The 19,956-nt window shown below is 63.6% G+C and carries 15 protein-coding genes; 4 read left to right on the forward strand and 11 right to left on the reverse strand.

The annotated features are described in order from the left end of the window. Window positions 1-56: 56 nt before the first annotated feature. Both IB263_RS15540 and IB263_RS15545 read right to left on the reverse strand, forming a co-directional pair. Window positions 57-1,421 carry a sigma-54 dependent transcriptional regulator gene (locus tag IB263_RS15540; protein ID WP_034805697.1) on the reverse strand — a complete coding sequence of 455 codons (1,365 nt, stop codon included), beginning with the start codon at window positions 1,419-1,421 and terminating at the stop codon, window positions 57-59. Window positions 1,422-1,424: 3 nt separating this feature from the next. Next, the gene (locus IB263_RS15545; protein ID WP_034805700.1) at window positions 1,425-3,293 is read right to left on the reverse strand and encodes an ATP-binding protein; all 1,869 of its coding nucleotides are present in this window, start codon (window positions 3,291-3,293) and stop codon (window positions 1,425-1,427) included. Between the two features lie 228 nt (window positions 3,294-3,521). On the opposite strand from IB263_RS15545, the gene IB263_RS15550 reads away from it, so the two are divergent. Next, window positions 3,522-4,847 (forward strand): dicarboxylate/amino acid:cation symporter, encoded by a 1,326-nt coding sequence (locus IB263_RS15550; RefSeq protein WP_034805703.1) that lies wholly within the window; start codon window positions 3,522-3,524, stop codon window positions 4,845-4,847. A 79-nt stretch (window positions 4,848-4,926) separates the two neighbouring features. Here IB263_RS15550 and IB263_RS15555 read toward each other — a convergent pair whose 3' ends face one another. Then, window positions 4,927-5,646: a YafY family protein gene (locus IB263_RS15555; protein WP_060644660.1), complete on the reverse strand. Its 720-nt coding sequence runs from the start codon at window positions 5,644-5,646 to the stop codon at window positions 4,927-4,929. Between the two features lie 92 nt (window positions 5,647-5,738). Here IB263_RS15555 and IB263_RS15560 point away from each other — a divergent pair, with 92 nt between their 5' ends. Further along, complete coding sequence (locus IB263_RS15560; RefSeq protein WP_060644662.1) at window positions 5,739-6,350, forward strand: glutathione S-transferase family protein; 612 nt, start codon at window positions 5,739-5,741, stop codon at window positions 6,348-6,350. Between the two features lie 63 nt (window positions 6,351-6,413). Here IB263_RS15560 and IB263_RS15565 read toward each other — a convergent pair whose 3' ends face one another. After that, a complete protein-coding gene (locus tag IB263_RS15565) occupies window positions 6,414-6,914 on the reverse strand; it encodes a hypothetical protein (protein ID WP_034805724.1) in 501 nt (166 codons plus the stop codon). A 545-nt stretch (window positions 6,915-7,459) separates the two neighbouring features. Between IB263_RS15565 and IB263_RS15570 the strand changes: the two genes are divergently transcribed. Next, window positions 7,460-8,320: a hypothetical protein gene (locus tag IB263_RS15570; protein WP_112985498.1), complete on the forward strand. Its 861-nt coding sequence runs from the start codon at window positions 7,460-7,462 to the stop codon at window positions 8,318-8,320. A 141-nt stretch (window positions 8,321-8,461) separates the two neighbouring features. On the opposite strand, the gene IB263_RS15575 is transcribed toward IB263_RS15570, so the two are convergent. The 7 genes from IB263_RS15575 to IB263_RS15605 form a co-directional block, all read right to left on the reverse strand. Then, window positions 8,462-9,385, reverse strand: coding sequence for a response regulator transcription factor (locus IB263_RS15575; protein ID WP_034805728.1), 924 nt, complete (start codon window positions 9,383-9,385; stop codon window positions 8,462-8,464). Then, complete coding sequence (locus IB263_RS15580; RefSeq protein ID WP_034805730.1) at window positions 9,378-12,764, reverse strand: ATP-binding protein; 3,387 nt, start codon at window positions 12,762-12,764, stop codon at window positions 9,378-9,380. Before IB263_RS15580 ends, IB263_RS15575 begins: the two co-directional genes overlap by 8 nt. A 172-nt stretch (window positions 12,765-12,936) precedes the next feature. Then, window positions 12,937-14,340 (reverse strand): CehA/McbA family metallohydrolase, encoded by a 1,404-nt coding sequence (locus tag IB263_RS15585; protein ID WP_029742804.1) that lies wholly within the window; start codon window positions 14,338-14,340, stop codon window positions 12,937-12,939. 7 nt (window positions 14,341-14,347) lie between these two features. Next, the gene (locus IB263_RS15590; protein ID WP_029742803.1) at window positions 14,348-15,451 is read right to left on the reverse strand and encodes an ABC transporter ATP-binding protein; all 1,104 of its coding nucleotides are present in this window, start codon (window positions 15,449-15,451) and stop codon (window positions 14,348-14,350) included. Between the two features lie 13 nt (window positions 15,452-15,464). Further along, the gene (locus IB263_RS15595) at window positions 15,465-16,295 is read right to left on the reverse strand and encodes a carbohydrate ABC transporter permease (protein ID WP_029742802.1); all 831 of its coding nucleotides are present in this window, start codon (window positions 16,293-16,295) and stop codon (window positions 15,465-15,467) included. Beyond that, window positions 16,295-17,203, reverse strand: coding sequence for a carbohydrate ABC transporter permease (locus IB263_RS15600; RefSeq protein ID WP_029742800.1), 909 nt, complete (start codon window positions 17,201-17,203; stop codon window positions 16,295-16,297). Before IB263_RS15600 ends, IB263_RS15595 begins: the two co-directional genes overlap by 1 nt. Before the next feature lie 116 nt (window positions 17,204-17,319). Beyond that, window positions 17,320-18,681, reverse strand: a complete 1,362-nt coding sequence (locus tag IB263_RS15605) for an extracellular solute-binding protein (protein WP_029742799.1) — start codon at window positions 18,679-18,681, stop codon at window positions 17,320-17,322. A gap of 232 nt (window positions 18,682-18,913) precedes the next feature. On the opposite strand from IB263_RS15605, the gene IB263_RS15610 reads away from it, so the two are divergent. Next, window positions 18,914-19,954, forward strand: a complete 1,041-nt coding sequence (locus IB263_RS15610) for a LacI family DNA-binding transcriptional regulator (protein ID WP_029742798.1) — start codon at window positions 18,914-18,916, stop codon at window positions 19,952-19,954. The last annotated feature ends 2 nt before the right edge of the window (window positions 19,955-19,956 follow it).

Here is a 19,956-nt window from a genome sequence, read left to right on the forward strand (position 1 = left end):
TTCGCCTGCCGACAAAGATGCACCTATTGCATGTGTTTGCGGATTCGGATTTGACGCTAGCGGCCGGCCTTTTCCGGTGCGGCCCGCTCGGCGTAATCGGCACGGTTGATGCCGTGGCGCTGGAGCTTATCGTAGAAGGTCTTGCGCGGAATGCCGAGCGCCTCGATCGTCGCCTTGACGTCGCCGCGCTGAGCCCGCAACACCTCTTTCAGGATCTCCGCCTCGTAGCGTTCGAGCCGTTCCGGGAGCGCAAATCCAGACTGTTCGGCGGGCGCAATCGGCTGTCCCAGCGGACCTTCGACACCAAGCGCCACGCGTTCTGCAAAGTGCGAGAGCTCGCGCACATTGCCCGGCCAGGCATGCGTCATCAGATGTCTCTGCACGGCCGATGTGACCACAGGCGCGTCGCGCTTGAAGCGCTCGGCCGCCCGGGTCAGGAAGTGCGAGAAGAGCAGCGGGATATCGTCTCGGCGTTCGCGCAGCGGCGGGATCGACAGCGTTACGACATTCAATCTAAAGTAGAGGTCTTCCCGGAAATCGCCGCGCTGCGCCGGGTCGCCAAGATCGATTTTGGCAGCCGCGATGACGCGGATATCGACCGGACGAACCTGGTTGGTGCCAAGCGGCGTGATTTCGCGCGCTTCCAGAACGCGCAGCATCTTCACCTGAGTCGCCGGTGGCATCGCCTCGATCTCGTCGAGGAACAGCGTGCCGCCGCTCGCATGCTCGATCCGGCCGATGCGCTTCTTCAAGGCGCCGGTGAAGGCGCCCTGTTCGTGGCCGAAGAGTTCGCTTTCGATCACCGTTTCGGGCAGCGCCCCGCAATTCAGCGCCACGAAGTTGCCGTTGCGGCGTCGGCTCCAATTGTGGAGCAGCGTCGCCACCACCTCCTTGCCGCTGCCCGTCTCGCCGGCGACGAGCACGTCGACATCGGTATCGGCAATGTGCCGGATCGTCTGGCGCAAACGTTCCATGACCGGCGTCTGGCCGATCAGCGGCAGGTTGTCGCCGGCCGTCTCGGCGGCCCGTTTCAGCGCGCGGTTTTCCATCACGAGCCGGCGTTTTTCCAGCGCGCGATGCACGCTCTGCACCAGCCGGTCGGCGGCAAAGGGTTTGGGGATGAAGTCGTAGACGCCATCCTGCAGCGCCTGCACTGCCATCGGGATATCGCCATGGCCGGTCACCAGGATCACCGGCAGATCCGCGTCGAAAGCTTCGATGCGGCGGAAGAAGGCGAGGCCGTCGATGCCCGGCATGCGGATATCGCTGACGACGACGCCGTCGAAATTCGCATCCAGCGTCTTCAACGCTTCGGCAGCGCTGGCAAAAGGGGTAACGGCGAGGCCGGCGAGTTCCAGCGTCTGCGTCATCGCCTTGCGCAGATGGTTGTCGTCGTCGACGAGATAGACGGTCGGCTGCATCGCTCAGGCCCTCTTCAGGCGAACCGTGAAGACGGTGCCCCTGTCGCTGGTTTCGACGGTGATATCGCCGCCATAGTCGGCGACGATCTCCTTGGAGATGGCAAGGCCGAGGCCGAGCCCTTCATCCTTCGAGGTGTTGAACGGCGTGAACAGATCCTCGTGGATGTGCAGGGGAATGCCTGGGCCGTTATCGGCAACGACGAGCAAAACCGTCCCGGAGGGACCGTCCTCGCAGCGCACGCGGATCTCGGCGCCGCTGCGCGTGCCGAGCGCTTCCAGGGCATTTTGCAAAAGGTTGATCAGCACCTGCTCGAGCCGGATGCGGCTGCCGAGGACGCTGAGGCCATTTTCCGGCAGGTCGATGACGATCGCATCCATGCGGCCGGCAAAGCGGCTGCGCAGCAACATCATCGCCCCCTCGATCACGTCGCGCATGGGCGTCGGCTCGGCGACGAAGCGGCCCTTGCGAGCGAAGCTTCTGAGTTCGTCGGTGATGGTGCCGACCCGATCGGTCAGTTCGGCGATGCTGACAAGGTTCTCGACCGCGGTCTGCTGCTGGCCGCGTTCGAGGAAGGTGCGGGCGTTGTCGGCATAGGCGCGGATGGTCGCGACCGGCTGGTTGATCTCGTGGGCGACGCCGGCCGCCACCTGGCCAAGGATCGCCAGCCGGTTCGCCTGAACCAGTTCCTGCTGCACCGCCTGCAGCTTCTCGCCAGTACGCCGGTGGTCGGCGATCTCCGTTTCGAGATGATCGCGGGCAAGGCTGAGGTCATGTGTGCGCTCCGCCACGCGGGTCTCCAGCTCGTCGCGCGCGGCGCGATCGCGCGCAGACACCAGTGCCAGCGTCTGGCGGCGGCGCAGGAGGACCGCGGTAAAAGCGAGCAGCGGTGCGAGGAGGGCCAGGGCAATCAGCCGGGCCTCGCGGGTTGCCGCCGAGATCGCGCCATCGAGCGGTGCTAGCTGCTCCAGCCGCCAGCTGGTGGTCGGAACCATGGTTTCGACCCGGAGGAACCGACGTTCGCTTTCGCCCGGCAACAGTGCGCGCAACTCGCTGGAGCCATCGCTGGTCGGCTCGATGTCGCGGAAGGGCAGCGGCAGCAGCGAGGCATCGCCAAATTGCAGGCTGTCGCGGATGGCGGCGACGCGGTCGCGTGGAATTGTTCTGGTCGTCATGAAGCGCCAGGAGGGGAAGCTGGTGATCAGCACGATGCCGCGCCGGTCGGTGACGTAGACCGGCTTGCCGGAGGCGAGCCATTCGGCTTCCACATCGTCGAATTCGAGCTTGGCGACGACGACGCCGATCGGGCCGTCAGGACCCTGGACCCGACGCGAAATGTAGAGGCCCGGCCGCTTGCTGACGTTGCCCATGGCGAAATGCTCGGCCTTGCCGTCGCGCATCGCCATGCGGAAATATTCGCGGAAGGCATAGTCGTTGCCAACGAAACTCGTCGGCTCGCGCCAGTTGCTGGCAGCGACGGCGACGCCATCGGGGCCGATCACGTAGATGACAGCGGCGTCCGTGTTGGTCGCCAGCGCCTGCAGCTTCTCGTTCAGCCGTTGCAGCGCCTCTGTGCCGCGGGTCGAAAGGGCTGCCATCACCTCGACATCGTCGGCCAGCACCAGCGGCGTCGAGCGTTGGCGTTCGAGTACGGCGCGCAGCAGCGAGGCCTTCAGATTGGCATCGATCCGGCTTTGGGCATCGACAGTTTCGAGCGCCTGGCTTCGGCCGTACTCGCCGGCAAGCAGGAGCGCGGCGACAAGCAGCGCGACGGCAAGGCCGGCAAAGACCAGCCAGGTGCGGCGCATCGACTGGTCGAGATCTGCCAGATTGAGGGGGGCGGACAGGGCGTTGAACATGGCCCAATTGTGCATTTTTTCGCTCAGTCTTCCAGATGGCTTGTGCGGAAATCCGCTCAACTCTTTGTGCGCACCGAGCCGCCTGCACAAAACATCCTCATCAATTCAAAGGCTTGGTTCCTGCCGCGGCCAACTGGCACGACCGTTGCAAATGACATCCTCATGACAGCCCGCGCTGTCGCGCATCGGAAATTGACCCGGGAGGCCCGGCATGACGCCGGACTGGGTCCAGTGGAGGATCTCATGATTATCGAACAATCCGCGGAACCGCGCGGCAAGACACCTTTCTATCGCCATCTCTATGTCCAGGTTCTGGTGGCGATCGCCGCAGGCATCCTGCTCGGCCATTTCTATCCGTCGCTCGGCACCGAGCTGAAGCCGCTCGGCGACGCCTTCATCCGTCTCGTCAAGATGATCATCGCGCCGGTCATCTTCCTGACAGTCGCGACCGGCATCGCCGGCATGACCGATCTTGCCAAGGTCGGCCGCGTCGCCGGCAAGGCGATGATCTATTTCCTGACCTTCTCGACGCTCGCGCTGATCATCGGCCTGATCGTCGCCAATGTCGTCCAGCCGGGCGCCGGCATGCACATCGATCCGGCCTCGCTCGACGTCAAGGCGGTGACCACCTATGCCGAAAAGGCGCATGAGCAGACGATCACCGGCTTCCTGATGGGCATCATCCCGACGACGCTCGTCGGCGCCTTTGCCGATGGCGACATCCTGCAGGTGTTGTTCATCTCCGTGCTCTTCGGTCTGTCGCTTGCCATGGTCGGCAAGAAGGCAGAGCCCGTCGTCGACTTCCTGCACGCGCTGACGCTGCCGGTCTTCAAGCTCGTCGGCATCCTGATGAAGGCCGCCCCGATCGGCGCCTTTGGCGCGATGGCGTTTACCATCGGCAAATACGGCGTCGGCTCGATCGCCAACCTGGCGATGCTGATCGGCACCTTCTACATCACGTCCTTCCTCTTCGTGTTCGTCGTTCTTGGCGCGGTCGCCCGCTACAATGGCTTCTCGATCGTTGCGCTGATCCGTTACATCAAGGAAGAACTGCTCCTGGTGCTCGGCACGTCCTCGTCGGAAGCCGCTCTTCCGGGTCTGATGAGCAAGATGGAAAAGGCCGGCTGCAAGCGCTCGGTCGTTGGTCTGGTCATCCCGACCGGCTATTCCTTCAACCTCGACGGCACCAACATCTACATGACGCTGGCCGCGCTCTTCATCGCCCAGGCGATGGATATCCCGCTGTCGCTCGGCGATCAGGTGCTGCTGCTTCTCGTCGCGATGTTGAGCTCCAAGGGTGCTGCCGGCATCACCGGCGCCGGTTTCATCACGCTGGCTGCGACGCTTTCGGTCGTCCCGGCGGTGCCGGTCGCCGGCATGGCGCTGATCCTCGGCATCGACCGCTTCATGTCGGAATGCCGCGCGCTCACCAACTTCGTCGGCAATGCGGTCGCCACGATCGTCGTTGCGAAGTGGGAAGGCGAACTGGATGAAGCGCAGATGGCCGCGGTCCTTGGCGGCCGTGCGCCGGAGGCGCTGCCGCAGCCGGCCTTGCAGCCGGCGGAATGAGTTTGCCTCCCAAGGCATGACTGCAAAAAAGCAGTCCGAACGCGGTCCGTGGCAACACGGGCCGCGTCGTCGTTTGCGGCTATTGGCCGCTCAGCGTCATCTTCGATGTGTCCGGCGCGCCAGCGTTCAAGAAGCCGATGAACTCCCGGAGCATCGGCACCCGACGCGGACGGAAGCTCTCCTCCGTCGTGCTGATATCGACGATGCGGTCGACGCGGAACTTGCGGTAACCTTCTCGAAGGCAGCACCAGGCGAGAAGCACCAGAACCCGTTCCAGATAGACGATGGCAAGCGGCAAAACCTGCCGGTCGGTCCGCTGCCCCAAGGCATCCACATAGCCGATGATGACGGCGCGTTCCTGCCAGGAGGCTTCGCGCAGCAGGGAGACATCGACGGTTGGCGGCCCTCTCCTGTCGAAGCGATAGACCTGCGAGACTGCATGAAGCGCCTGGCGTTGCAACCGATCGGGCAGTGTCGCCGTTATCTTGGAAAGGACGGCGCGTGCCGCCGCGGCAAGATCCGGCTCGCCCATGTGCTGCACCTCGGCAAGGCCGAGCACCAGCGCCTCGATCTCCAGGCGGGTAAAGGTTTGCGGCGGCAAGGCGATATCCTCCGTCAGCCGGTAGCCGAAGCCGCGCTCGCCATCGATGACGGCGCCGGCGGCGCGCAGGCTGTCGATGTCCCGATAGAGCGAGCGCAACGACACGCCGGTTTCCTCGGCAAGGCGGGCCGCCGTTACCGGGGAGGGGAGTGTGCGCAGCGCCTGGAGCAGGCGGAACAGACGATCACTACGGGCCATGGCTGAAAGATAGACGAACCCTACTGACGAAAACTGGCAGTTGGCCGACTGTATAAGATCCGCATCGCCAAACGCAACCGAGGATCCAGACTATGCTGACACTCTTTCACGCCCCGCGCTCGCGCTCGTCGCGCATCATCACCCTGCTTCGCGAACTCGATGCTCTCGACAAGGTGGAAGTCGAGATCGTCGACATCACTCGCGGTGACGGCAGCGGTCGAAAGGATCCGGCGAACCCGCACCCGGAGGGTAAGGTGCCGCTGCTCGTTCATGACGGTGTGGTGCTCTGGGAAACCATTGCGATCATCCAATACCTGACCGACCTCTTCCCGGAAAAGGGGATGGCGCCGCATGCTGGCGATCCGCAGCGTGGCCGTTATCTCAGCTGGCTTGCCTGGTATGCCGGTGTGGTCGAGCCGGTGCTGATCGCGCAAGCCGCGGGGGTTTCGCATCCCTATTTCGACGCCACCTTCCGCGGCCCGACAGAGATGGCGGCACGCCTGGAAGACGCGTTGAAGGACAGTCCGTATCTGATGGGCGAGCACTACTCGGCGGCCGACCTGCTCTTGCATTCGCCCTTCGCCTGGTATCCCGCGGCAACGCCGGATAGCGCCGTCATCAAGGACTGGGTCGAGCGCTGTGGCGCGCGGCCGTCGCTACAATGGACCGCGGATTTCGATGCCCGGGTGGCAGCGGTAGCCTGACGGCGCCGGCAACGCGCCAACTCCGCCCCGGTTCCGGTCCGAAGGGGGCATGGTGGCCCAAGGCTATTTTCGCTTGAGATTGATCTCGCTCGTGACGATCCGCTTGCCGGAAGCGGGATCGACGTCGATCGTCTTCAACTGCATCCCGTTGGTGCCGACCTTGCGTAAGGTCAGGTCGGCACTGCGGTCGCCATTGACTTCCTTCGCCCATCGAATGGTGAGGTTGATCGCATCGCCGCGTCGTGTGCCGTTGAGCCCGGCGCGGCCGCCGCGGGGGCCGAGATAGGAGCCGCTATAGGTGGACCCGGTAAAGCGCAGCTTCGCGTCGATGGATCGCGAGATCAGCAGCATGCCGCGGCAGACGCCCTCCATCGATAGAGCGGCGTCGCTCGCCTTGGAACTGAAGTTGCAGGAAATGTTCATCGGAGACATGTGGGCACGGATGCGCACCGTTCCGGTGCCTGCCCAGTTGCCGCCGAGGGTCTTCAAGAACGCGCCCTCGTCTGCCCGTGAGGCACTCGTGGACGGCAAGATGAGTGCGGCCATCAGGAGCCATCGCCACATGCCTTGCACCTCCCATTTGCGTGGATGCTGCAACACCCCGTTGCCGCACATGAGCGTCAACGCAACATGTGGCGGCGAAGTTCCTCATTGGCTTCATTATCTGGCCGGATCTTACGATCGATCAACAATCGGGCACGCATCCGGGTAGCCATCAAAATGTGATCGCTGGCGCTGTTTTATCAGATTTGCCTGCACGTGCGCTGCTGTTTTCAATTTCCCGTATTAACGTTGATCTCTGAAACAGCGTCTCGTCGTCCCCATCCGTAAAAACGGGTAAAGACTTCGTTACCTTGTAAGTATAGACCTCGATCTGCGCTGTCTGTCCGATTTAGTTATTGGCCACCGGGGCGGGAGGGGGACTGGTTTATGTTCGGTGCTACGCGCTTTTTGCCTTTTTCAACCGATCCGGGTGCCCGGGTCCGCCTAAAGGCACCCGCCAGCCACCGGTTCATTTCACGCGGTCGCAAGCAACGAACAGCGGTTACGCTGTCTGGAGACTGCCCGTGACGGCGCGATCCGAATGTGTCCGATCCCCGGACGGCGAAATGCCGTTCACGCCTGCGCGGCTCGTCGGCGATCCGCTCTTTGGGGAGGCGTTGCGTCAGGCGGCCCTTCATATGGTTGCGATCCATGACGCCGCTCCGCGCATCGTGCGCTACACCGCCAGCCTGAGAAAATGGCTGCTCACCCAGGCCATCCTGACGCTGCATTTCGAGCGTCTGACCGACCCATCCCGCCCCGAACTGACGGCGGCAAGGCTGATCGACTTTATCGCCGGCAACAACGTAGCCAGCAAGAACACGGCAGCGGCGCACCTGGCCGAGATGCGCAACTATCGACTGCTTCTCGATGCGGAACAGGGCGGTGACAAGCGGATCAGGCCCCTGATCCTTTCCGATGTCGCCGAGGGCCTGATCCGGCAGTGGTTCGAGGGGCACCTTTCGTCGCTCGACAGGCTCGACGAGGGGACAAGGCTGGCGCAGTCGCAAACCGAGCCGACCTTGATGCATCATGCGCTCCCGCGTGCGATGCGGCGGCTCATCGCGGATCGCGCCTGGTGCGAGCCACCCGAAAGCATCGCCGCTTTCGTCTCGACGGAGTCAGGCAGCAACATCCTGCACGACCTGGTGGCGCGGCTGCCGACGGGCGTCCTGCCCGATCAGCGGATTTGGATCGGGCCCCTGAAGCCAGGTGAGATCTCCAGCCGCTACATCATCTCGCGCACCCATGCGCAGAGGGTTTTCGCGCGTGCCGGTGATCTCGGCGTTCTCGGCTGGGAGAGTTCCGGCAGCCGCGGTCCGCTCTGGATTTCGCGTGACCTGGTCGACGATTACCGCCATTGGCAAGCGGTCAAGTTTGCCGCACTCGATGAAGCCTTCGCCTGGGCAGCGTTGCAGGCAAGGTGAACGGCGGGCGCGGCCTGAGCGCGTGCAGATTGCTGCTTGCGACGCGTGCCGGTCGGCTGTCGCTTTCAGCAGGTGCTGACCCGCCCATGACGCTGGACGTGCGGCAGCAAGAAGCGGGACGGAAATCGGACCGCAGCCTGCCTACAGACTGTGCAGAACCTGCGTCGCCTTCACCGCGGCAGACGCCCGGTTCTCGACGCCGAGCTTCACATAGATCTGCTCCAGATGCTTGGTGACCGTGCGCGCGCTCAAGCCGAGGATCTCGCCGATGTCGCGGTTCGCCTTGCCCTTGGCGATCCACAGCAGCACCTCCGATTCCCTTGGGGTCAATGCGAAGTGCTGGCGCAACACCGCATCGTCGGAGCGGCGGTTTTCGGCGGTGAGGCGGAAGAGATGTTCATTCGGGCCGATCGAGCCGAGGAAGGATATCTGCAGGGACGACTGCTCGGGCTGGTCGAGCGTGAAGGTGCCGTCGTCGGGCGCTCCGGTGCGCAGGCGGTTTGCCATCCAGCCCGCGATGCGCCGGGTGACGATCGCCATGCCATCGTCGCGGCCGGTTGCGGCGTTGACGAGACGCGTCGCCTGCGGCGTCGACCAGCAGACGCTTCCGTCGCTGCGCACCGCGAGCAGATGGCGGCCGGCCGCGTCAAGTGCGACCCGTGCGCTCTGGGCCGAACGCGCGTTCGAGAGATGGACGCGAATGCGCGCCCTCAGCTCATCGATGTTGATCGGCTTGGTCAGATAGTCGACGCCGCCGGCCTCGAGCGCACGCACCACATGTTCGGTCTCGGTCAGCCCGGTCATGAACAGCACCGGCGTCTGGCCGACGGCGGCGTTGCCCTTGAGGCGTCGGCAGGTCTCGAAGCCATCGATCCCGGGCATGACGGCATCGAGCAGAATGACGTCGGGCGTGATGCGCTCGGCGATCGAAAGGGCGGCGCTGCCGGAGGTCGCGATCAGCACGGAAAAGCCGGATTGCTCCAGCGCTTCCGTCAAGAAACCGAGCGCCTCCGGGGAATCGTCGACGAGAAGCACGATGTCGCGGCGGTCGTTGGTCTCAGCCATGGGCATCGTCTCCGTTGGCTGCGTTGTTCTTGAGGAAGGCGTCGTAGCCCGAGAGGTCGAAGGCCTGCACATAGGCGCGGGCGGCCTCAGCGAAGGGCTGGTGTTCGGGCTGCAGGGCAATCTCCGTCAGTTTGGCTTCGATGCCCCTGACATAGCCGATCTCTCCAAGGCGGATCAGCTCTTCCACGTGATAGGCGTCGGGGCGCGTCAACGGTTCGGCCGCCGGCGACGGGTGTGCTTGCTTCTCCTCTCCCTCGTGAACCCAAGTGAGGCCAAGGTGCACGGCGAGCTTGTCGGCGAGTTGCCCGACGGGGAAGGGCTTGGCGAGCGTGTCGTTGTGGCCGCGGAATGCTCCGGTCGCCGAGCCATCGCCGATATTGGCCGAAAGCATGATGATCGGCGCGATCTGCCCGCCCTGGCGCAGCCGCTCGACAAGCTCCCAGCCGCTCATGCCCGGCATCGAGATATCGATCAGGAAGAGGTCGGCGCCGAGGTCTTGAAGCAGCGCCAGACAATCGGCTCCGGACGCGGCCGTCAGCACCGTGAAGTCCATCGGCACGAGGATCTCGCGCATGAGGTCGCGATGGTCGGCATTGTCGTCGACGATGACGATGGTGCGGCGCGGGCCGAGATAGGAGGTGATACGGCGCGGGGCTGCGGGAGGTAGCGGACGATCTACCGCCGACAGCATCAGCCGGACGCGGAAGGTGGTGCCTTGCCCAGGCGTGCTGGTGACTGCGATTTCGCCGCCGAGCGTCTGCGTCAGGAGCCGCGTGATCGTCAGGCCGAGGCCGAGGCCCGGCATACTACCGAGATGTTCGGCCTCGCCGCGCTGGAACGGATCGAAGATGCGCGGCAAATCCTTGTCGGCAATGCCGCGGCCGCTGTCGGCAATCGTGAAGGTCGCCACCTGGCTGCGATAGGCGACATCCAGGCGGATGCCGCCACGCTCGGTGAACTTCAATGCGTTGGATAGGAGATTGACGAGGATCTGCCGCAGGCGCTTTTCGTCGGTCTTCACATGGCGTGGCAGGCCGCTAGCGCGCTCGTGCTCGAAGCTGATGCCCTTGGCCAATGCCTGCGGCCGAAACATTTCGACGATCTGGTCGAGGAAATCGTGAATGTTGATCTCATTGGAATAGACCTGCAGCTTGCCGGCCTCGATCTTCGAGATATCCAAGAGGCCGTCAATCAGGCCGGAAAGATGGTCGGCGCTGCGCTTGATCACCTTGATCGCGCCCTGACGCGCCGGGGGGATCGTCTCGTCGCGCTCCAGAACCTGGGCGTAGCCGAGCACGGCGTTGAGAGGCGTGCGAAGCTCATGGCTGAGGCCGACGACATAGCGGCTCTTGGCGCGGTTGGCTGCTTCCGCTGTTTCCTTTGCCTGCTGGAGTGCGGCGTCGGTCTTCTTGTGGGCGGCGATTTCCTTCAGAAGCAGGGTGTTCTGGCGCGAGGATTCTTCTTCGGCGACGACGCGGCTGTCATGGGCGAGCACGTAGAACCAGGAGACGATACCAGCGAGCACGGCAAAGACGAAGAAGACGACGGCGACCGTGCGCTCGACGACCGCAGCGATCTCGGGAGATGTGCCGGCGGTCTGGTGGGCGATCATCGCGAGGATGAGGCCGATGCCGGCGATCGACAGCACCGCAGAGATCGCGTAGCGGCCGAGCCGCGTCGCGAGCTTTTCCGTGACGGTGCGTGGAAGCAACGTGGTCGCGACGGTCGCGACCTGGGCGTTGAAGCGGGCCTTCGGCTTGCACATGTCGTGGCAGCGGCTGTCGAGCGAGCAGCAGAGCGAGCAGATCGGCGCTGCATAGGCGGGGCACCAGGCCATGTCCTCCGGCTCGAACGGATGCTCGCAGATCGAGCAGGTGATGTCCATCCGGTTGGCCCAGCTCCTGCGCGGCTTGCGCGCGAGATAGAACTTGCCGTCGGTGCCCCAGGCAATCAGCGGCGAGGCGATGAAGGCGACGACCAGCGCGATGTATGGCGCGAGCGAGGCGGCAATCTCGCCGAAGGCACCGAAATGCGCTGTCAGCGCCACGGTCGCCGAGATCGCCATCGCGCCGAGACCCACAGGGTTGATGTCGTAGAGATGGGCGCGCTTGAACTCGATGCCGGGAGGCGACAGGCCGAGCGGCTTGTTGACGAAAAGATCGGCCGAAATCGTGCAAAGCCAGGCCATGGCGATAATGGAGAAGACGCCAAGCGTTTCTTCAAGCAGCCGATAGATGCCGAGCTCCATCAAAAGGAGCGCGATCGCTACATTGAAGACCAGCCAGACGACGCGGCCCGGGTGGCTGTGGGTCAATCGTGAAAAGAAGTTCGACCAGGCGAGCGACCCGGCATAGGCGTTCATGACGTTGATCTTCAACTGCGACACGACGACGAAGGCGACCATCAGGAGAAGTGCTGCCGTATCGGAGGGGATCATGTAGCCGAAGGCGGTGTAGTACATCTGCGCCGGATCGGCGGCTTTGGTCGAAGGCACACCGGCAGAAAGCGCCAGCACCACCAGGAACGAGCCGGCGAGCAGTTTGGGCGCGCCGACGATCACCCAGCCGGAACCGGCGAGAAAGACGGCGATGCGGTGGTGCAGCTTGCGCTGTCCGTCCGGCGGCAGGAAGCGCAGGAAGTCGACCTGTTCGCCGATCTGCGCCATCAGCGCGAAGATGACGGCAGAGGCCGCACCGAATTCGACGAGGTCAAAAGGCGCGAAGGTACCCGGAGGACCCGAGGCGTGATGCATGCCCGCATAGGCGAGCCAGGCGCCGACCTTCTCCCAATCGGCAAAGGCGATGAAGACGAAGGGCAGGACGTTGAGCACGATCCAGAACGGCTGCGTGATCAACTGGAACTTGCTGATCAGCCGCACGCCATGGGTGACGAGCGGGATCACGACGACGGCGCTCAGGATGTAGCCGATCCAGAGCGGTATGCCGAGCGCCAGTTCGAGTGCGCCCGACATGATCGAGGCCTCGATCGCAAAGAGGATGAAGGTGAAGCTGGCATAAATCAGCGAGGTCACCGTCGAGCCGATATAGCCGAAGCTGGCGCCGCGGGTGAGCAGATCGATGTCGACACCGTGGCGGATCGCATAGCGGCTGATCGGCAGGCCCACGGTCAGGATCATCAGGCTGGCGACGACGATCGCAACGATCGCATTGGTGGTGCCATAGGACATGGTGATGGCGCCACCGATCGCTTCCAGCGCCAGAAAGGAGATCGCGCCGATGGCGGTCTGGGAAATGCGTTCGGAAGAGAAGCGCCGGGCGCTCTTGGCGGTGAAGCGCAGCGCATAGTCTTCAAGCGTCTGGTTGGCGACCCAACGATTGTATTCCCGCCGGACGGGAATGATGCGCTGGCGTGCCGCCATGGGGGTCCTAACGTGCTGTCGCGGTAGTCTCTGCCTTTTTTCTTAGCACGGAAATTTTCTGCTTAAAATTGCTGCAATCGTAAAATGTGTCGGTAAAGCGGAAAATATGAGCGTGCCAAAATCGGATGCCCCATACTTTGAGAATGAGATCAGTTGCGGAGTGCAGCGGCCGTCAGTTGGGCCGGCAATAGATCGGATTGCTGATGGCCCGGCGGATCGTCTGTTTCGAGAGATCGTCCTCCGAGAGCGCCCAGGGCAAATTTTTGCCGTGGAGGGCCTCCCGGAATGTCTCGACGATCGCGCTCCGGTTGGCGGCCGCGGCGATTTCGGTCCGCAGGAACCGATCGGGCGAACCGGCATAGTGGGCGGTCCAGTCGTCAGCTTCGATGGTCTCTTCACCGACGATGCCGGAAGCGTCTAGCCACAGCAGCCGGTCGCCCTGGGCGCCGCGAGCCAAGGCCTCTGCGGTCACTGGGCCAACCACGGTCGATCCCATCGGTTGGCCGTTGGCGATCAGTTCGAGATGCGGGCCGGTGGGGCTTTCCGTCACGTAGCCGTGGCCCGATCTCATCGTGGCGAGCACGGCGTCTTCGGAGAGTTCATTGAGCCAGAGCACCGTCGTCGGGCGGGCGAGCACCAGCGGTCCCTCCGGCAATAGCCGCGCCGGTTGGTGGAAGTCGCTGCCGCCGATGGCGGAGATCTTCAGGCCCGAGGCGAGGCGCTGCTGGTAGCGCTCGAGCGACACCCAGTTCCAGGCGAGCCAATGGGATTGCCAGACCTCCATGCAGTCGATCTCAGGCAGTTCGTAGTCCCAGGGGATGGTCGGCTTGTCGTGGTTGACCGAGAGCAGGCCGCCGCGCTCATGCACCATGCTCGCGAGCGTGCGGGCATGCTCCGGCTTCGTCATGCGAAAATCGACCCAATCGTCGACGCCGAAGACATTGGCGTGGCCGACGGCGGTGGTGATTTCCATGGCGCGGATGAAGATGAGGTCGGCGGAGGAATGCGGATGGAAGTAGCGCCGCTGGGTGATGGTGTTGTGGTCGGCGACCGCAAGAAAATCGAGACCCGCCTGTTTGGCGGCGGCGTGCAGCAGTTCGGGCGAGCCAGCCGCATCCGAGTGGAAGGTGTGGCAGTGCAGATCGCCGCGATACCATCCGGACTGTTTGCGCACGGGGAACGTTCTTTCCGGCTGCGGCACGATGGAGCGCGGGCTTCTGTCGAAATCGACCGTCACGCTGACCTCGGCGCCTTCTTCGGGGATCTTGTAGAGGCCGAGCATCACCTTCCACTGGCCGGGCGGCATCTCGCCGTGAATGTAGCCGGGCGTGGCGTCGTCGGTAGCGATGAAGAAACGGTCACGCGCGCCACCGCTCCAGCCGCGAAAACCCTGGGCGGTCGGATACTCGGTCGCCCGCGGATCAAGCGCGCCGAGATCGATGATGCATGCCTCTGACTTCGGATAGCTGAGCGTCGCGTCGATGCGCGTTACACCTTCGGGCACCTCGAAGGGCAGATAGAAATAGGGATCGGCCGCCTGATGCTTACGGGTGATGCGCACGGCAAATTCCTGCATGGCGGCCTCAGCGTTCGTCTGCCGCGGGAATGCGGGCGCTGCTGTCATCGAAGAGGGTGATGTGCCTGGCGTCGAAGGCGAGATGGACTGAGGTTCCGACCTTGATCTCGTCGTCGGTGAAGATGCGCGCGGTGACGCGACCGTTGTCGCCGCGCTCCAACGTGACGAGGCTCTCCGGCCCCATGTTCTCGTTGGCGAAGAGTTCGCCGGAAACCACGTTCAGGTCGCCTGCGGCCGCGATACGCAAATGTTCGGGGCGGACACCGAGTGTCATCCTGGCTGATTTCGCCGCCTTGGCGATGGCGTCGGTGAGCGCGATCGGTGCGAGCTTCAGGCCATCGGCGCGCAGGTGCAGGGCGCCATCGCCGATGGATGCTTCGACGGGGACGAGGTTCATCGGCGGATTGCCGACGAAGTTGGCGACGAAGGTCGTTGCGGGCCGGCGGTAAATCTCGATCGGCGGCGCGAACTGCACGATCCGGCCCTTGTCCATGACGGCGATGCGGGTTGCGAGCGCCATGGCTTCGGCCTGGTCGTGCGTGACATAGACGGCGGTCATGCCCATGTCGCGCTGCAGGTGGTTGAGGAAGCCGCGCGCTTCGAGCCGCAGCTTGGCATCGAGGTTCGAAAGCGGTTCGTCGAAAAGATAGACCTCGCTCGGATAGACGAGCGCACGTGCCAGCGACGTGCGCTGCTGCTGGCCGCCGGAGATCTGGCTCGGCAGCCGCTTCATCAGGTCGCCGATCTTGAGGACGTCGGCCACTTCCTTGGCGCGGGCGTGGCGCTTGGTCTCCTGCTCGCCGCGCACCTTCAAGGGATAGGCGATGTTGTCGGCGATGTTCATGTGCGGGTAGAGCGCATAGTCCTGAAAGACCATGGAGATGCCGCGGTCCTTCGGATGCAGGTAGGTGACGTCGCGGCCGCCGATCATCACCCGGCCAGAGGTTGGCGTTTCGAGACCTGCGATCATGCGCAGGCTCGTCGTCTTGCCGCAGCCCGACGGGCCGAGCAGGCAGATGAACTCGCCGTCGGCGATCTGGAAGCTGATGTCGGGCACGGCGACGAAGGCGCCGAAGGTCTTGGAGATGTTCTGGAATTCGACAGAGGCCATGACGGGTTTCCGATTACGACTTGATGCCACCAAAGAACCGGAAACCGAATTTCCAATTCACGAAGAGATAGAGGGCGATGACCGGCAGCGAATAGATCAGCGAATAGGCGGCCAGCAGCGTGACGATCGGCGTGCCGGCTTCCGAGTAGAAGGAGTAGATGGCGACGGATGCCGGCATCAGCTTGTCGCTGCGCAACAGGATGAAGGGGATGAGGAAGCTGCCCCAGATGTTGACGAAGGCCCAGACGACAACCACGACGATGCCCGGCCGGATGACCGGCAGCGCCACATCGAAGAACGCCTGGAGCGGAGAGGCGCCGGCGACCATCGCGCTCTCCTCATAGGAGCGCGGGATGGCGTCGATGAAATCACGAAGAATGAACATCGCCGTCGGCAACAGCCCGCCGGCAAAGACGAGAATGACGGCAAGATGGGTGTCGATCAGGCCTGCCGCGGAGATGATGAGGAAAATCGGCACCATCGCCGCCGAGCCTGAAACGACCGACGAGAAGAGCAGCAGGATATAGGTGACGGCGCCTTTGCCCGGGATCGGCGAGCGCGAGAGGGCATAGGCCGCAAGCGTCGCCGCCGCGCCGACCAGCACCACGCCGCCCGCCGCCTGGATGAGGCTGTTCAGCAGCGCCTGCATCGCGAAGGTGTTCTGGAAGACGGTGGCAAAATTAGAAAGCGTGAAGGGTGAGGGGATGGCAAGGCCGAGTTCGGCACGGGCATTGAAGGGCGCAAAGATGAACCAGACGAGCGGCAGTGCGAAGATCGTGCCGAGGAAGGTGGCGGCGGCGGCAAAGATCGCGCGCCGCACGAAGATGTTCTGAGTCTTCTGCATCATTCCGCCTCCACCGGCTTCTTGTGGGCAAGGCGAAGATAGACGAGCGCGAAGGCGAGATTGATCAGCATGATGACCACGCCGACGGCAGCGCCCTTGCCGAACTCGAAATCCTTGAACGCGATGCGGTAGGTGTAAATCGACAGGATCTCGGTGCGATAGGACGGCCCGCCATGGGTGAGCAGGAACGGCGTGAAGACGTTGAAGGTCCACATGGTGATGAGGATGAGGTCGGTGACGACATGGCCGCGGATCAGCGGCAGCGCGATGTCGCGCAGCTTCTGCCACGAGGTGGCGCCGGCGACATCGGCTGCCTGGAAGTAACTCGGCGGGATCGACTGGAAGGCCGAGTTGAACAGCATCATCGAGAAGGCGGCGCCCCGCCAGGTGTTGAAAGACACGATCACCCAGAACGGTTGTTGCAGCAGCCAGTCGCCCGGCGGCAGACCGAGGCCGCGCAGGATCATGTTGAGCGTGCCGTTGTCATAGTCGAGGAAGGCGAACCAGGCAAAGCCGATCACCACCTCCGGCAGGATCCAGGCGGCGATGACCGCGGTCTGCAGGAAGGATTTGAGCGTCGGCGTGACCGTCTGGCTGAGCCAGGCGAGCAGCAGCCCGAGCAGCGCCTGGCCGATCAGCGCCGAGAGCAGCACGAACTGGATCGTCAGGATCAGCGAAAACCCGAACTGGCCGCGGGTAAAGAAGGTCGCCGGATTGAAGAGCGCGAAATAGTTCTGCAGGCCGACGAAATCGGGGTCGACGGCCGTGCGGCCGAGCAGTGTGCGGTTGGTGAAGGAAACGAAAATCACCCAGAAGAAGGGAACGATGACGAAGACCCCGACGAGGGCCGTGGCCGGTGCCAGAAAAAGCGCGCCGGCGCGCGTCGAAAGCAGGGAGAATTTCTTCATGCGCGTTTCATGCCCATATCCTGGATCGGGAGCCCGGCCACGGATGGCAGCCGGGCGCTCTGTCGTTGGATCGAAGCGGGATGAGGGCACCGTTGCGGCCACATCCCGCATTGGCTTTAGAGCGTGCTGACGGTGTTTTCTTCGCCGACGATGGCGATGACGGCCGCCTTGTACTGGGCCATCGCGTCCTCAGGCGAGAGCTCGCCGGAAACGACGCTTTCGGTCATGCGCTGGATCTCGGTCGAGACCTTGTTGTAATTGGCGTCGTTCGGACGGGCCGTGGTGATCGGCAGCAGCGTCGTTGCCGTTTCCGTCAGGAACGGCGAGTTCGGGATCGCCACGTCGTCGCGGATGCGGATGGCGGGCTGGATTTCCTGGAACGCGTCGAGCTGCTCCTTGCTGTTCATGAACGAGAGCAGCGCCCAGGATTCGGCAGGCGCGTCCGTATGCGGATTGATGACGAAGCCGGTGCCGCCGGACATCGTGACGAAATCCTGGCCGCGTAAGCCCTTTCCGGGTGCTGCGGCGGGCATCTTCTTCCAGGTCATGGTGTTGTCGCGATCGGCGACGGCGAATTCGGCGCCGGGCGCTGTGACCGAGCGATAGAACCAGTCGCCCTCGACGAGCATCGCCGTCTTGCCATCGCGGAAATTGGCGAAGGTGCGGTTGCGGCCGTCGGCAAGCAGCTGCGCGCGCTGGTCGCCGAGCTTGTCGTCGACATAGATGGTCTTGTAGAGCTTCAGCGTGTCGAGGATGCCCTGGCTCGAAACGATATATTTGCCGCTGTCGTCGGTGACCTGTTCGCCGGTGCCGAGCAGCGCCATCCAGTAGCCCTGCATCGTGGTCGCCTCGCCCATGGAGACGCCGGCGTTGAGCTGCAACGGGAAGCTGTCGGGGGCGGCCGCCTTGATCTTGCGGGCGGCGTCGAGCAACTCATCCCAGGACTTCGGCTGCCAGCTGTCGGCATCGAGCCCAGCCGATTTGAAGAGGTCCTTGCGCACGAAGATCATGCGGGCGTCGGTGCCGAGCGCGATGCCATAGGGCTTGCCCTGGTAGCTCATCAGCGCCTTGGTGCCGTCGGAGATATGCTGCCAGCCCTCCCACTTCGGAACGTCTGGGCCGGCCACTTCCTCGAGCGACTTCAGGAGATTGCCCTGGACGAAGCTCGGGATCAGGAAGCCGTCGAAGCCGGAGACATCAGGGCCGGCGCCGGTGGAGAAATCGAGCGCGAGCTGCTGCGTCAGCTGCTCGTCCTCGCCGCCAAACTGGGTGAGCTTGACGGTGACGTCCTTGCCTTCGGCCTTCATCTTCTCGGTAAAGGCCGGAATGACCTTCTTTTCGATCCACTCGGCCATGCCGCTGTTTACGCCGCCGATGATGCAGCGGCAGGTGATGTTGAGTTCGGTGGCGCTCACTGGTGCTGCAAAGGCGATGGCCGCGGCTGCGCCGAGCAATAGGGAATGAAACCTGGTACGCATGTTTTCTCCTCCCGGTCGATCCACTCAAGGACCTATGTGTCTGGCTGCGACAGTCCGTCCCTCCTCCAGGTCCGGCGTCCCGACGACGGTCAAGAATGAACACGCTTTCATCTTTGTCAACATGGATCATGTGTTCCGTTGGTAAAAATCGGCGGAATACCTATTCCGCTTGACGAAATCGTCGCGTTGCTCTCTTTTGTGAATGAACACGTTTTCATTTTGTGACGGATAGATGAACGAGCGCGCCGACAAGAAAGCTGCCCGAGCCACCGCAGACCAGGTGGCGCGCGAGGCCAATGTTTCCCGTGTGGCGGTCTCGCGGGCCTTCAATCCGAATGCGTCGCTGAAGCCGGAAAAGCGCGACCGCATCCTGCAGGTGGCGCGGGAGCTGAACTACACGCCCGACATGGCGGCACGCTCGCTGGTGACCGGTCGCTCGCATCTCGTCGGCATGATCGTGCCCGACGTCTGCAGCCCCTGGGAGAGCCAGGAGATCGACGCGTTGACGACGGCGCTGCAGGCGGAGGGCTTCGCGACGCTGCTCTTCAAGGCCAAGGCTGATTTCAGCATGGATCCGCGCCTGCTCACCTACATGCGCGGCTTCAATCCGGATTCCGTGATCGCGTTTACCGAGAACATCCTGCCCGATGTGCTCTGCGGCTTTCTCGACCGCGCGGTGCCGATCTACGTGATCTACGACGACGTGAAGCAGTTTGCAGGCGCCGCATCCGGTACGCTCTATGACCGCCTGCTCGTCCGGCAGAAAAACGGCATCGAGCAGGCGGTGGCCCTGCTTCAGGGCTATGGCGCGCGCCGCATCGCCTATCTCGGCGGCAAGGCGCAGTCGCTCGCCAATGCCGAGCGCGAGCGCACACTGAAGGAGACGCTCGCGGAGCGCGGCATGGATGCGCCGATCGTGCTTGCCGGCGATTACACCTACGACACCGCCTACCAGGCGACGCTCGATCTGTTCCGCATCGGCGAAGGTGCCGATGCGATCTTTGCGGCCAATGACGTCGGCGCCTTCGGCGCGATCGACGCGCTGCGCCACGAGCTCGGGCTTTCCGTGCCTGAGGACGTCAAGGTCGTCGGTTTCGACGACATCCCGCAGGCGCACTGGAAGAGCTACAACCTCACCACCGTGCGCATCGACCTCGAAGAGCGCGTGCGTGCGCTCGTCCGCCTCATCCTGATGCGGCTTCGTGCGCCCGATGCCGAGCCGTTTACCGAGACACTCAACACCCGCCTGATCGTGCGGGGCACCGTCGGCTGAAG

This window comes from Ensifer sp. ENS03, from assembly GCF_014852035.1.
Lineage (GTDB): Bacteria > Pseudomonadota > Alphaproteobacteria > Rhizobiales > Rhizobiaceae > Ensifer > Ensifer adhaerens.